At 56.8% G+C, this 13,641-nt stretch carries 10 protein-coding genes; 3 read left to right on the plus strand and 7 right to left on the minus strand.

The genetic code is table 11. From position 1 onward, the window contains the following. Position 1 precedes the first annotated feature (1 nt). Together AC2FIP_RS07110 and mce are read right to left on the minus strand one after the other, a co-directional pair. Positions 2-277 (minus strand): DUF1467 family protein, encoded by a 276-nt coding sequence (locus AC2FIP_RS07110; protein WP_142636598.1) that lies wholly within the window; start codon positions 275-277, stop codon positions 2-4. 17 nt (positions 278-294) lie between these two features. Next, entirely contained in the window at positions 295-699 is a 405-nt protein-coding gene (gene mce / locus AC2FIP_RS07115) for a methylmalonyl-CoA epimerase (RefSeq protein ID WP_271949260.1), read from the minus strand. A 134-nt stretch (positions 700-833) separates the two neighbouring features. On the opposite strand from mce, the gene AC2FIP_RS07120 reads away from it, so the two are divergent. Then, a complete protein-coding gene (locus AC2FIP_RS07120) occupies positions 834-1,550 on the plus strand; it encodes a response regulator (RefSeq protein ID WP_496693874.1) in 717 nt (238 codons plus the stop codon). 194 nt (positions 1,551-1,744) lie between these two features. Here the strand turns inward: AC2FIP_RS07120 and aspS are convergent, their stop codons facing one another. From aspS to AC2FIP_RS07140, 4 genes are all read right to left on the minus strand, one after another. Then, entirely contained in the window at positions 1,745-3,520 is a 1,776-nt protein-coding gene (gene aspS, locus AC2FIP_RS07125; RefSeq protein ID WP_142636592.1) for an aspartate--tRNA ligase, read from the minus strand. A 79-nt stretch (positions 3,521-3,599) separates the two neighbouring features. Beyond that, a complete protein-coding gene (locus AC2FIP_RS07130; protein ID WP_496785705.1) occupies positions 3,600-4,271 on the minus strand; it encodes a CPBP family intramembrane glutamic endopeptidase in 672 nt (223 codons plus the stop codon). Further along, positions 4,268-4,915, minus strand: a complete 648-nt coding sequence (locus tag AC2FIP_RS07135) for an aminotransferase class IV family protein (RefSeq protein WP_496785707.1) — start codon at positions 4,913-4,915, stop codon at positions 4,268-4,270. The genes AC2FIP_RS07130 and AC2FIP_RS07135 overlap by 4 nt, the downstream gene beginning before the upstream one ends. Next, entirely contained in the window at positions 4,870-5,997 is a 1,128-nt protein-coding gene (locus AC2FIP_RS07140; RefSeq protein WP_496785812.1) for an aminodeoxychorismate synthase component I, read from the minus strand. The genes AC2FIP_RS07135 and AC2FIP_RS07140 overlap by 46 nt, the downstream gene beginning before the upstream one ends. A 177-nt stretch (positions 5,998-6,174) precedes the next feature. Here AC2FIP_RS07140 and carB point away from each other — a divergent pair, with 177 nt between their 5' ends. Together carB and AC2FIP_RS07150 are read left to right on the plus strand one after the other, a co-directional pair. Beyond that, on the plus strand, positions 6,175-9,519 hold the full coding sequence (carB, locus tag AC2FIP_RS07145) for a carbamoyl-phosphate synthase large subunit (RefSeq protein WP_496785710.1): 3,345 nt from the start codon (positions 6,175-6,177) through the stop codon (positions 9,517-9,519). Between the two features lie 493 nt (positions 9,520-10,012). Further along, positions 10,013-10,525 (plus strand): helix-turn-helix domain-containing protein, encoded by a 513-nt coding sequence (locus AC2FIP_RS07150; protein WP_496785712.1) that lies wholly within the window; start codon positions 10,013-10,015, stop codon positions 10,523-10,525. A gap of 63 nt (positions 10,526-10,588) precedes the next feature. On the opposite strand, the gene AC2FIP_RS07155 is transcribed toward AC2FIP_RS07150, so the two are convergent. Then, positions 10,589-13,639, minus strand: coding sequence for an efflux RND transporter permease subunit (locus tag AC2FIP_RS07155; protein WP_496785714.1), 3,051 nt, complete (start codon positions 13,637-13,639; stop codon positions 10,589-10,591). Positions 13,640-13,641 lie beyond the last annotated feature (2 nt).

The raw sequence follows: 13,641 nt of genomic DNA on the forward strand, positions 1-13,641 counted from the left end.
CTTAGTTTCGCGGTTCCATTTGATTTAGCCAATCGAAATCCCGTACCGAAATCACGCCCGAAATAATGATCCCTGCAATGATAGCCCAGAGCACGACCGACACCCCGGTGGTGATCCATAGCTTTTTCTTCATGTGATGCACTTCCGGGGCCCCTGAATGGGTGCCGGGAACGACCTCGCCCAAATCACCCTGGGTCTTGATGCGGATCGGCAGAATCACCAAAAGCGTCATGAACCAGATGACGGCAAACAGAACCAGTCCTGCAGTGATCGTCATGTGTACACCTCCGGTGTTTATACTTGTTCCAACTCGACCAGACAGCCGTTGAAATCTTTGGGATGCAGGAAAAGAACCGGTTTCCCGTGCGCGCCGATCTTGGGTTCACCGCTACCCAGCACCCGGGCGCCGGTTTCTTTCAGGTGATCACGCGCGGCAATGATATCCTCTACCTCATAGCAGACATGATGGATTCCGCCGGCGGGGTTCTTCTCTAGAAAACCGTTGATCGGGCTGTCATCGCCCAGAGGATAAAGCAACTCGATCTTGGTGTTGGGCAATTCAATGAACACCACAGTAACGCCGTGATCAGGTTCATCCTGCGGCGCGCCAACCTTGGCACCTAAAGCGCTGCGGTACTGTTCAGACGCCGCCACAAGATCAGGGACGGCAATGGCAACGTGGTTTAAGCGGCCAATCATGGAACTCTCCTACCTTCTGCGTTGCAGCGGTTATGGGGACAGATCAGGCAAAGGACAAGTGCGCCAAATTGCCGTTAACCCCGTGTTAGCCAGAAGTTCCTAGCGTGAAGCATCTGCTGAATAGGAGTTCTGCCATGGACGATTCGAGCCCCTTCACCGCACCCGCACAGCCAACGGCCACGCGGCCGCTGCTGGGACAAACCATTTTGGTTGTTGAGGACAGCCGCTATGCCTGCGATGCCATCCGCCTGATGTGTTTGCATTCAGGCGCGCGGATCAGGCGGGCCGATTGCCTGAAGTCCGCCCGACGCCACCTTCAAATCTATCGGCCTTCGGTGATCTTGGTGGATATGGGGCTGCCAGATGGCTCTGGCGCTGATCTGATTGCCGAACTGGCCATGACTACGCCCCGGATCGGAGCGATTCTGGGCATGTCAGGCGACGACAATTCAGAAACCCTTGCGACAGAGGTTGGTGCGGACGGGTTTCTTGCCAAACCGCTTAACTCACTGTCCTATTTCCAGTCGTCTATTCTGAAATGCCTACCTGAAGACCGCCGCCCCTGCACGCTCCACGCCGTTCGGGATGAGGTGATATGCCCCGATCCTATGGCCTATCAGGACGACATGGCACATATCGCAGATGTTCTGGCCGGACCGAATGACCATCGGTCACTGGACTATGCGGCCCAATTCCTGCGCGGCGTTGCCCGTGATGCTGAAGATACGGTTCTGGCCGAAGCCGCCCAGCAGTTGGCAGCCTCACGCGCCGCAGGTATGCCCATCACCGCTCTGACAGCCCAAGTTGCGGGAATAGTGCAGGCCCGTCTGGAACAGCGCGAGGCTATCTGAAGTGACAACCGCATATCTAATTACCGCATCGCTCCTTTGTCTGTGGGCATACAGACAGACACGCGTCAGCGCGCGTGACATTCGGAACAGCCGCGAGAGGAAAAAGGACCATTTCCTGTAAACCCGCTAACAGCGAATTGGGAATGGGTTGAAAACAGAAAAAACCGCCACAGGCGACTGTGGCGGGTTTTCTATCAGTCCTGAGGGATAATCCGCAGGCCCAACTCCATCAGCTGGTCCGAGGCCGGGTCGGACGGTGCCTGCATCATCAGATCCTCGGCACGCTGGTTCATCGGGAACATCATGACTTCGCGGATATTGGCTTCATCGGCCAAAAGCATCACGATCCGGTCGATACCAGCTGCACAGCCACCGTGCGGCGGGGCACCATAGTGGAAGGCGTTGAACAGCGCGCCAAAGCGGGATTTCACCTCATCCGCGCCATAGCCAGCCAGCTCAAAAGCCTTCAGCATGATCTCGGGCTTGTGGTTCCGGATCGCGCCCGAGACCAGCTCGTATCCGTTGCAGGCGAGGTCATATTGATAGCCGCGCACATCCAGAGGATTGCCGTTCAGCGCCTCCATCCCGCCCTGCGGCATCGAGAAGGGGTTGTGTTCAAAGTCGATCGCACCGGTTTCTTCGTCTTGCTCATAGATCGGGAAATCGACGATCCAGGCAAAGGCAAAGCGGTCTTTCTCGGTCAGATTCAGTTCATCACCGATCACATCGCGCGCCCTGCCAGCCACCTTTTCAAAGGCTTTCGGTTTGCCGCCCAGGAAGAACGCAGCGTCTCCGACGCCCAAACCCAACTGCTGGCGGATCGCCTCGGTCCGTTCAGGGCCAATGTTTTTGGCCAGTGGACCGGCGGCCTCCATCCCTTCGCCCTGATCACGCCAGAAGATATAGCCCATACCGGGCAGACCCTCTTTCTGGGCAAAGGCGTTCATGCGGTCGCAGAACTTGCGGCTGCCACCCGTCGGCGCAGGGATAGCGCGGATTTCGGTGCCGTCCTGCTCCAACAGCTTCGCGAAAATCGCGAACCCAGACCCGCGGAAGTGGTCGGAGACCACTTGCATTTTAATAGGATTCCGCAGGTCGGGCTTATCGCTGCCATACCACAGTGCCGCGTCCTTGTAGGAAATCTGCGGCCAGTCCTGATCGACTTTACGGCCGCCGCCGAACTCTTCGAACACGCCGGTCAGAACGGGCTGAATCGTGTCGAATACGTCCTGCTGCTCGACAAACGACATCTCAAGGTCAAGCTGGTAGAAATCGGTGGGTGAGCGGTCGGCGCGCGGGTCTTCGTCCCGGAAGCAGGGCGCGATCTGGAAATACTTGTCAAAGCCCGACACCATGATCAGCTGTTTGAACTGCTGTGGGGCCTGCGGCAGCGCGTAGAACTTGCCCGGGTGAAGACGTGACGGAACGAGGAAATCGCGCGCGCCTTCAGGCGAGGACGCCGTGATGATTGGCGTCTGATACTCGCGGAAGCCCTGATCCCACATCCGGCGGCGCATCGAGGCAACAACGTCCGAGCGCAAGGTCATATTCTGCTGCATCACTTCGCGGCGCAGGTCCAGATAGCGATAGCGCAGGCGCGTTTCCTCAGGGTATTCCTGATCGCCGAACACCATCAGCGGTAGCTCGTCAGCGGCGCCCAGTACTTCCAACTCGCGCACGTAAACTTCGATCTCGCCCGTGGGCAATTTCGCGTTCACCAGATCAGCGGCGCGCGCTTTGACTGTGCCATCGATACGGATACACCATTCCGAGCGGACTTTTTCCAGTTCGGCGAATGCCGCGCTGTCGCCGTCGCACAAAACCTGTGTGACGCCGAAATGATCGCGAAGGTCGATGAATAGAACGCCGCCGTGATCTCGGACCCGATGCACCCAGCCAGACAGGCGAACGGTTTCACCGACATTGGCGGCGGTCAGAGCGGCGCAGGTGTGGCTGCGATAGGCGTGCATGGATCATATCCCTTCGGGCGCAGAATTGGTCGGGCCGATACACCGCGTCAGACTGGGAAAGTCAAGGCAAGTCGCACCGTCAAAACGGCCTTTGCACGTTGCCTGAGTAGAAATAGATGCCCAGACCCACCGCAAAGATGATGTTCCCCGCGATGGCATGCAGCAGAACCGCATAGAAAAACGACCCGCGTTTGCGATAGGCCCAGGTGAACAGCAACCCTCCGACAAATGTCATCAGAGCTACGATCCAGTTCCAATACATCAGATGCGCAAGCGAGAAGAGCGATGCATTCAGCAGATAAGCTGTGCGTCCATTGGGCAGGATTGCGTGGTAGCGACGAAAGAAAAGCGACCGGAACAGCAGCTCTTGCGGCAGGGCGGAAACGAATGGGTAAAACACCCAAATCATCGCCAGCAGCTCGGGTTGGTTGTGCAACAGGAAAAAGGCAGCTTCGGGACGGGCCACTCGTACTAGCGCAACACAAAACAGGGTCATTCCCACAGCAAAGCCGGCGACTTCGGGCCAGGACCAGTTGCGCCAGTTATATCGCAATTCAGTCCAAGCAAATCCGTGCGTGAAATGCAACAACACGATCCCGATGGCCGTAAAGGTAAACAGCGATGGAAACATCCAGTTAGGCGGGAAAAGTACGGCGATCAGCACAGGTATGGCGATGAAGAACAAACCGAATTCCAGTCGCAACCAACGGGAAGGTGCTGCGGCTTCAGCCCAATCGGTTTGCCTGTTCACAGTACCGCCAATTCCGCCCAGATCAGGCCTCGCAAGGAATTGCCCATCCAGAACCTTTCCGCGCTTTGCAGGTCGGTCATGGTCAGCACCGCCTCGCTGACTTTAGAATTTTCCAGCAAGTCTTCGCGCAAGATCCCGGGAAGCAAGCCAGAGGACAAGGGCGGCGTCAGGCAACGACCATCGGGCATGTCCAGAAAGATGTTAGTGATGGTGCCCTCGCACACTTCGTCACGCTCATTCAGAAACAGCCACTCATCTACGCCCTCGGGCAGTGCCGCCCGGGCCCGGTCATAAACACCGCGCTGCGTCGTCTTGTGCTGCAACCAGATATCAGAGGCGGCAAGCCTCGTATTGGAAACTGCGACCCGCCAGACGGACGGGTTATCCGCCAGTGCACCAGTTGTCACGCCAAACCCGCCACTGATGTCCATCGTCAATCGACAGCGCAACGAGGTTGAACCCGCAACTTGGTCAAGCGTTGCAATCGCGCGCCCTGCATCGAAAGGAAGCCCCAATGCCCGTGCCGAACGCTCCATCCGGGCCAAGTGTTTTCCAACACGCACAAACCCGCTCTCTGGCCGGAATGCCAGCGTTTCGATCAGACGGAAGTCAGGGTCAGCTGGTGGGCAAAACGTGCCTTCCATAGCGCTTCCTCATATTCGGATGCGGCAGTGCTGTCCCAAACGACGCCCCCACCCACATTCAGCGTGGCCTTGTTGCCCTCGACCATCAGCGTGCGAATAGCCACGTTGAACTCGGATCGCCCGTCTGGCGCGGCCCAGCCGATAGCACCACAATAGATATCGCGTGGCCAGGGTTCGAGATCGGTCAAAATCTCCATCGCGCGAATTTTGGGCGCGCCTGTGATCGAGCCGCAGGGAAACAACGCGTTTAGGATATCGGAAAGTTCTGCCCCAAGATGCAGCTGTGCCTGCACCAGCGAGATCATCTGATGCACGGTTGCATATGTTTCGACCTTGAAAAGCTCGGGTACCTTCACGGACCCCGGCAGCGCAACCCGGCTGATGTCATTGCGCAGAAGGTCAACGATCATTAGGTTTTCAGCGCGGTTCTTCTCGTCTCTCGACAAGAAATCGCGGCGGCGCGCGTCCTCGGCCATGTCTTCGCTGCGGGGTTGTGTGCCCTTCATCGGGCGGGTTTCGATCGTCCGGTCTGCACCGGTGCGAAAGAACAACTCGGGCGAGCGGCTGAGCAAATCGGGTAAACCATCCTGCTGAACCAGCGCTCCGTGACCGACCGGCTGGCCCACAGCCAACGCCGCATAAAGCGCGGCGCTATCCCCTTGCAATGTCAGGTCAATGGGGAACGTCAGGTTGGCCTGATAGATGTCCCCGGCCCCGATCGCATCGTGGACCAGCTGAAAGGCGCGTGCATATCTTGCCTCGTCCCAGCGCGGTGTGAATTCGGCAACACCGCCCAGGGGTGCGGGCAGATCGCACTGGCCTGGCGCATCATAGGCACCGAAACACAGCAGTGGCAGGCGGCGGTCAGCAGGCATCCGGTCCAACAGGCGGGGTTCCAACGCATATCCAAGCTCATAGCTTGCATAACCGGCCAGCCAGGCCCCATCCGCGCGTGCCTCATCCAGCGCCGCCAAAGCCTGTGGCACGTCTTCCGCTTTGTCTGCGCGGATCACCCGGTCTGGCCGTTCGAAATAAGTTCCCGATCCGGCCGGCCCCTGATCAAAACGAATACGCACGTGCATCCTCATTTGTCGTGCTGCGCGGTATAGACAATACGGCGGTAAGGGAAAGAGGGGAAAGCGGCAATTTCGCCCCTGTTTCCGATACCTCTTGAACCTTTTGGCGCGGTCCCTATAACGCAGAACAATTTGGGCACGCGGGCGGTGCCCTGACTCGCAGTTAACCGAAGGAAACAGGCTATGCCGAGAAGAACCGACATCCAGTCGATCATGATCATCGGGGCGGGCCCCATTGTCATCGGTCAGGCCTGCGAATTCGACTATTCAGGCGCACAGGCCTGTAAAGCCCTGCGCGAAGAAGGATACCGGGTCATTCTGGTAAACTCAAACCCGGCGACAATCATGACCGATCCCGGTCTGGCCGATGCCACTTATATCGAGCCGATCACGCCCGAAGTTGTCGCCAAGATCATCGAGAAAGAACGCCCCGACGCCTTGTTGCCCACAATGGGTGGGCAGACCGGACTGAACACCTCACTTGCACTGGAAGAGATGGGCGTACTGGACGAGTTCGGTGTCGAGATGATCGGTGCGACCCGCGACGCCATCGAAATGGCCGAAGACCGCAAACTATTCCGCGAAGCGATGGATCGGCTGGGCATTGAAAACCCCAAGGCCACCATCGTTACCGCCCCCAAGCGCGACGACGGCTCCACCGATCTTGATGCTGGCGTCCAGATTGCCTTAGGCGATCTGGAAGACATCGGCCTGCCTGCCATCATTCGCCCCGCCTTTACCATGGGCGGCACCGGCGGCGGTGTGGCTTATAACCGCGAGGATTATATTCACTTCTGCCGCTCGGGCATGGATGCCTCGCCGGTAAACCAAATCCTCGTCGATGAGAGCCTGCTGGGTTGGAAAGAGTATGAGATGGAGGTTGTACGCGACACGGCCGACAACGCCATCATCGTCTGTTCCATTGAGAATATCGATCCGATGGGTGTGCATACCGGCGACTCGATCACCGTGGCCCCTGCCCTGACACTGACCGACAAAGAATACCAGATCATGCGCAACGGCTCCATCGCCGTTCTGCGCGAGATTGGGGTCGAGACTGGCGGTTCGAACGTACAATGGGCGATCAACCCCGAAGACGGCCGAATGGTCGTGATCGAGATGAACCCCCGCGTGTCGCGTTCGTCCGCGCTGGCGTCCAAGGCGACCGGGTTCCCGATTGCGAAGATCGCGGCCAAACTGGCTGTTGGCTATACGCTGGACGAGCTGGACAATGACATCACCAAGGTCACGCCCGCCTCCTTCGAGCCAACCATCGACTATGTCGTGACAAAAATTCCGAAATTTGCGTTCGAAAAGTTCCCCGGCTCTGAACCTTACCTGACCACGGCGATGAAATCGGTGGGTGAGGCCATGTCCATTGGCCGCACGATCCACGAATCGATGCAAAAGGCGCTGGCCTCGATGGAATCCGGCCTGACTGGCTTTGATGAAGTAGAAATCCCCGGCCTGAACGTTGGTGTCTGGGACGAGGTCAGTGACAAAGTCGCGGTGATCAAAGCGATCAGCAAGCAAACCCCCGACCGTCTGCGCACCATCGCGCAGGCCATGCGTCATGGTTTGACCGATGATGAGATTTTTGGGGTCACCAAATTTGACCCTTGGTTCCTGGCCCGCATCCGCGAGATCATCGAAGCCGAGCGTCAGTTGCGCAAAGACGGCCTGCCGGTGACCGAAGAAGGCATCCGCAGGCTGAAAATGCTTGGCTTTACCGATGCGCGCTTGGGCAACCTGACAGGCCGTGACGAAGGCAATGTACGCCGCGCCCGCCGCAATCTGGGTGTTAACGCAGTGTTCAAACGCATCGACACTTGCGCTGCCGAGTTTGAGGCGCAGACGCCCTATATGTACTCGACCTACGAAGCCCCTATGATGGGTGATGTTGAGTGCGAGGCGCGCCCGAGTGACCGCAAGAAGGTTGTTATCCTGGGCGGCGGACCCAACCGGATCGGTCAGGGGATCGAATTCGACTATTGCTGTTGTCACGCCTGCTTCGCACTGACCGATGCGGGCTATGAGACCATCATGATCAACTGTAACCCCGAAACGGTTTCGACCGACTATGACACTTCAGACCGGTTGTATTTCGAACCGCTAACTTTTGAACACGTGATGGAAATCCTGACGAAAGAACAGGAAAACGGCACGCTGCACGGTGTGATCGTTCAGTTCGGCGGGCAGACACCGTTGAAACTGGCCAATGCGCTGGAAGAAGAAGGCATTCCGATCCTCGGCACCACGCCCGACGCCATCGACCTGGCCGAAGACCGCGAGCGGTTCCAGGCGCTTGTCAATGATCTGGGCCTGAAACAGCCCAATAACGGCATCGCATCGACCGACGAGCAAGCGCTGAAAATCGCCGAGGATATCGGCTTTCCGCTGGTGATCCGTCCCTCCTATGTTCTGGGTGGCCGCGCGATGGAAATCGTGCGCGATATGGACCAGCTGCGGCGCTATATCAACGAGGCCGTGGTGGTCTCGGGCGACAGCCCTGTGCTGCTAGACAGCTATCTGGCGGGCGCGGTTGAACTGGATGTCGACGCGCTGTGCGACGGCACGGATGTTCATGTCGCAGGCATCATGCAGCATATCGAAGAGGCCGGCGTGCATTCGGGCGATAGCGCCTGTTCGCTGCCACCTTACTCGCTGTCGAAAGAAGTGATTGGCCGGGTCAAAGAGCAGACCTTCAAGCTGGCCAAGGCGCTGAACGTTGTCGGCCTGATGAACATTCAATTCGCGATCAAGGATGATGATATCTACCTGATCGAGGTCAACCCGCGCGCCTCGCGTACCGTGCCCTTCGTGGCCAAAGCGACGGACAGCGCCATCGCCTCGATCGCCGCGCGCGTGATGGCGGGCGAAAAGCTGGCGGACTTCCCGCTGCGCCCTGCATACAAAACCGTGGACGATACCAAGATCGCCGACCAGATGACGCTGGCCGATCCGGATATGCCGTGGTTCTCGGTGAAAGAGGCGGTTCTGCCTTTCGCCCGTTTCCCTGGCGTTGACACAATCCTGGGCCCGGAAATGCGCTCGACCGGTGAGGTCATGGGCTGGGACCGTGATTTCCCCCGCGCCTTCCTCAAGGCGCAGATGGGCGCGGGCATGGTGCTGCCATCCTCGGGCCGTGCATTTATCTCAATCAAGGATGCCGACAAGACCCCGGCCATGCTTGAGGCCGCACAGGTTCTGGCTGCGCAAGGCTTTGCCCTTGTCGCCACCCGCGGCACGCAAAGCTGGCTGGCCGAGCACGGTATTGCCTGCGATCTGGTCAACAAGGTCTATGAGGGCCGTCCTGACGTGGCTGACATGCTGAAGGACGGCCAGGTGCAACTGGTGATGAATACCACCGAAGGCGCACAGGCGGTCGAGGACAGCAAAGCCATCCGGTCCATCGCGCTTTATGACAAGATCCCATATTTCACGACCGCCGCCGCCAGCCACGCTGCCGTGTTGGCGATAAAGGCGCAGGCCGAAGGTGATGTCGAGGTGAGATCGTTGCAGGGCTAAGCCCTGCTACTTTTTCCGACTGCGCTTCGAGAGATGCTTTTTTCTGAACTCTGCGAGACACGCGCTGAGTTCATATGCGCCGATAGCGCCACAAAGCACAATTGCGATCTGAATTATGTGACTCCCGCCCAATGGCACCGGTAACATCGGAAACAAGTGGGAGTACTCAGCTGCTAGCAACATCAAGTCTATTCCGAGTGCTGCACGGATTTGATGCAACATTTTCATTCTCCTTATTGGAGAGAACGCCCCGGAGCATTGAATATTATGCACTTTTGTGCAAAAATTACTTACTCTGAGGACAATCCCTCGGATTGGGTCTGTCTCGCACCGCCAAGTAACGGACAGACCCATACTACACAAAAATGCATAATTTTGAAACCCAACCGTGGATAAATACGCAACTTTATAATCACAAGATGTTTCGTAGCAGTATCTGGTTGACAAAAATGCATAAAAATGCTTTTTTATCCAAAATTACTTGGAGCCGTTTATGCCAAAGCAAAATGACAAAGTTGCGATTGACGAACTATCTTCCAAAAGATCAAGCGCCGGGATGACAATCGCTGAGCTCTGCAGAGTGTCGGGCGTTTCACGAGCGACTCTTACCAATATGGAGAAAGGCCTGTTCGTAAAACGGAGTACAGCAGTCAAAGTTTTGTCTGCGATTAAGTCTTCGTCGGAAAGTGACACTTCTGCCGACAGTACTTCGAATTCAGATGTTGCCTCGGACTACCCCAGAAACACAGCATCGCCATTGCCGCAAAACACAGCAATGTCTGCCGATGACGAGATTTGGGAACTGCAGCGAAGGCTAAATTACTTGTTACATGTGAAACTAGATAACCTCGCTGCCGTCCCAGAGGAACACCCAATCCAGTTAATGGACCTTTGCCAAAAGCTATTGGATCGGTGTCTAGATGCCCGCAAAAAGAAGAAAAGCTTACGTGACTGGGAAGAAAAGCAGAGGGAAGCAATGATGACCGTGCTGGATCCATCGAATTAGGTTTCGGTAGATTCTCAGCGATAGATTACGAAAAACCCCGGTCCATGACCGGGGGTTTTTCATTTAGACAACCGGCTGCGGTGGTTTCTTGCGCCGTTCCTCCGGCAGGAAGAACACCATGTAGAACACGGGGGCCGCCACCATGGTAAGGACCGTGGCAAAGGCCAGACCTCCCATGATGGTCACCGCCATCGACCTGAAGAACGCATCCGTCAGCAACGGCGCCATGCCCAGGATCGTCGTGATCGCGGCCAGCATCACGGGGCGCAAACGCGAGACCGAAGCCTCTATGATCGATTCACGCAGCCCCTGACCGGTTGCACGTACCAAGTCGATCTCTTCGACCAAAACGATGCCATTCTTGATCAGCATCCCCGATAGGCTAAGCAGTCCCAGCAGCGCCGTAAATGTGAACGGCAGACCCGTTCCCAGCAGACCGATCACCACTCCGTTTACCGACATCGGTACCAACAGCCAGATAATGATCGGCTGACGAATGGCGTTGAATATCAGCACCGAAATCAGAACCATAATCAACAGGCTCAACGGCAACTGACGACCCAGGCTTTTATTTGCATCGCCAGCATTCTCGAACTCTCCACCCCATTCCAGTCGATAGCCCGCTGGCAGCTCCATGCTTTCGATGGCTGTGCGGACTTCGGAATGAACCTGCGCAGCTGTCAAATCCGGCGGGATGTCGGCCCCTACCGTAATGGTCAGCACACGATCCCGGCGGTGAACCAGCGTATTGAGTGCCTTATATTCGAACCTGTCGACCATCTGCTCGATCGGCACGAATTTCTGCGACTGGTCCGAGAATACAACCTGATCCACGATCGAATAATCCCCGTCCACAGGGCGGCGCAAGATGATCGGAATCAGGCGGTCGCGCTCGCGGAACACACCACCGGTGATCCCATCGGTCGAGAATTGCAGAGTCGCCGCTATATCTTCGCGCGACACCCCTGCGGTCTGCGCCCGTTCGGTCGCATAAATTGGCTGGACAGCCAGCCCTTGTTCGCGCCAGTCGTGATAGACGTTCAGCGCATTGGGCGAAGCCGCGCGCATCGTCTGCACAGCCTCATTCGCAAGTTGCCGAAGCACCGCCGGATCGCTTCCCGAGAAACGGGCTTGAATTGGATCACCGCCCCCAGGACCAAAGACCAGCCGCTTGGTGCGGAACTTGCCTTCGGGGAACTGCGCCGAGCCAAACGCCTCGAGATCCGCCCGTAAAGCCGGAATGTCATCCAATGTTTCCGTCCGGATGATCATGTGACCGTAGCTGGGGTTCGGCTTTTCCGAAGAATAGGTCAACAAAAAACGAGTTGCTCCTTGCCCAACAAATGTCGTGACAGATACCACATCGTCCCGATCCGCCAGCCAGTTTTCGAAAACAGCCATATCCTCGGCGGTGCGCGCAATGGGTGTGCCCTGCGGCAGGTTGTAATGCACGAAAAACAGCGGTGTATTCGAGTCTGGAAAGAACTGTTGTTTGACCAAACCAAATCCTGCGAAACAGACCACGGTAATGCCCACCAGCATTGCAATCACCATCCAACGGAACCGCAGCGCCCAGTTTAGGATCGCGCCATAAACACGGAACATGATCCCGCCATAGGCATCAATTTCACCTTCTTTGCCCTGCTTGAAGAAATAGTGCCCAAGCATCGGAGTCACCGTCAGCGCCAGGGTCCAGCTCAGCAGCAGCGATATCCCGATTACAGCAAATAGCGAAAACAAGAACTCGCCCGTCGCATCAGGGCTAAGACCAATCCCGGCAAAAGCCATGATGCCAATCACCGTTGCTCCCAACAGCGGGATTTGCGTTTTGGCCGCAGCCTCATCCGCCGCATCACGCGAATTCTTGCCGCGCAGCATTGCAATCTGCATTCCTTCGGCCACCACAATGGCGTTGTCCACCAACATACCCATCGCAATGATCAAAGCGCCCAACGAAATTCGTTCCATCTCGATCGAGAACAATGCCATGAACAACAACGTGCCAACCACGGTCAGCAACAGAGTTGTTCCCACAACCAAAGCCGCGCGCCAACCCATGAACAAGGCCAAAACCGCAACAACAATAGAGACCGACAGCGCGAGGTTCACCAGAAAGTCGTTCGATGCCTGCTCAACAACGACGTGCTGCTGGTAAATCGGCAGGATTTCGACACCATAGGGGATCTGAGAATCCAACTCGGCAAATTTCGCGTCAGCACGCTTGCCGACCTCAACGATATTATCAGTCGAAAGCCCAGCGATACCCAGAGTGAAAGCTTCGGTCCCGTTGAACCGGATGATGACATTAGGATCGGTTAGGCGACCACGATGTACATTCGACATATCGAACAGGTTGATAACCTGGCCCTGCGATCCAACAGAAAGGCCAGCAATGGCGGAAACCGTATCGGACCCTTCGGCGGTTAATATTGCGGTCCGGCCATCTTCTGATCGCAATGACCCCGACGAGTTTACCGAGTCCGCATTTGTAATCGCGTCGGTAAGCGCCTGCAGAGGCACGTTCTGGTTCACCGAAATAGACAGGTCGGGTTCGATAAAGATCGCCTCTTGCGGCAGGCCCATCACCTCGACATCCGCGACACCGTCAACCGTCAGTAGTTCGCGCCGAAGAAATGTGGAAAGCTCATGTTTTTCAGCGTCCGAGAAGCCCTCGGCCGTGACCGCATAAAACAAACCAAACACATCGCCAAACCCGTCATTGACCAGCGGTTCACCCACCCCCGATGGCAGCTCCCGTGAGGCGTCACGGACCTTGGCGCGCAATTTGGTCCAGATCTCCGGTAGCTCGGTCCCATCATAGGCTGAGTTAATCTCGACCTCGATCAGCGAAAAACCGGGCTGGTTCACTGATGTGATTGTCTTGACCTCGCCCATCTGCTGGATGGCGGATTCCAGTGGCTCTGAAACCTCCAGCGCCACTTGTTCAGCCGTTGCCCCCGGATACTGGGTTGCGATGACGGCGTTTTTGATTGTGAAGGCTGGATCTTCCAGACGGCCAAGCGACAGAAATCCCCAGATACCGCCGAACAAGGCGATCAGGATGACCAGCCATGTATAGATAGGGCGATCAATGGATGCGCGTGCGATGTTCATCA

It is taken from the genome of Ruegeria sp. CDSB114 (assembly GCF_059611025.1).

What these genes read in the sequence shown, in the direction of transcription:
- AC2FIP_RS07110 (WP_142636598.1), bottom strand. Translation starts at nt 277, where the DNA reads ATGACGATCACTGCAGGACTGGTTCTGTTTGCCGTCATCTGGTTCATG.
- mce (WP_271949260.1), bottom strand. Translation starts at nt 699, where the DNA reads ATGATTGGCCGCTTAAACCACGTTGCCATTGCCGTCCCTGATCTTGTG.
- AC2FIP_RS07120 (WP_496693874.1), top strand. Translation starts at nt 834, where the DNA reads ATGGACGATTCGAGCCCCTTCACCGCACCCGCACAGCCAACGGCCACG.
- aspS (WP_142636592.1), bottom strand. Translation starts at nt 3,520, where the DNA reads ATGCACGCCTATCGCAGCCACACCTGCGCCGCTCTGACCGCCGCCAAT.
- AC2FIP_RS07135 (WP_496785707.1), bottom strand. Translation starts at nt 4,915, where the DNA reads ATGGAAGGCACGTTTTGCCCACCAGCTGACCCTGACTTCCGTCTGATC.
- AC2FIP_RS07140 (WP_496785812.1), bottom strand. Translation starts at nt 5,997, where the DNA reads ATGCACGTGCGTATTCGTTTTGATCAGGGGCCGGCCGGATCGGGAACT.
- carB (WP_496785710.1), top strand. Translation starts at nt 6,175, where the DNA reads ATGCCGAGAAGAACCGACATCCAGTCGATCATGATCATCGGGGCGGGC.
- AC2FIP_RS07150 (WP_496785712.1), top strand. Translation starts at nt 10,013, where the DNA reads ATGCCAAAGCAAAATGACAAAGTTGCGATTGACGAACTATCTTCCAAA.
- AC2FIP_RS07155 (WP_496785714.1), bottom strand. Translation starts at nt 13,639, where the DNA reads ATGAACATCGCACGCGCATCCATTGATCGCCCTATCTATACATGGCTG.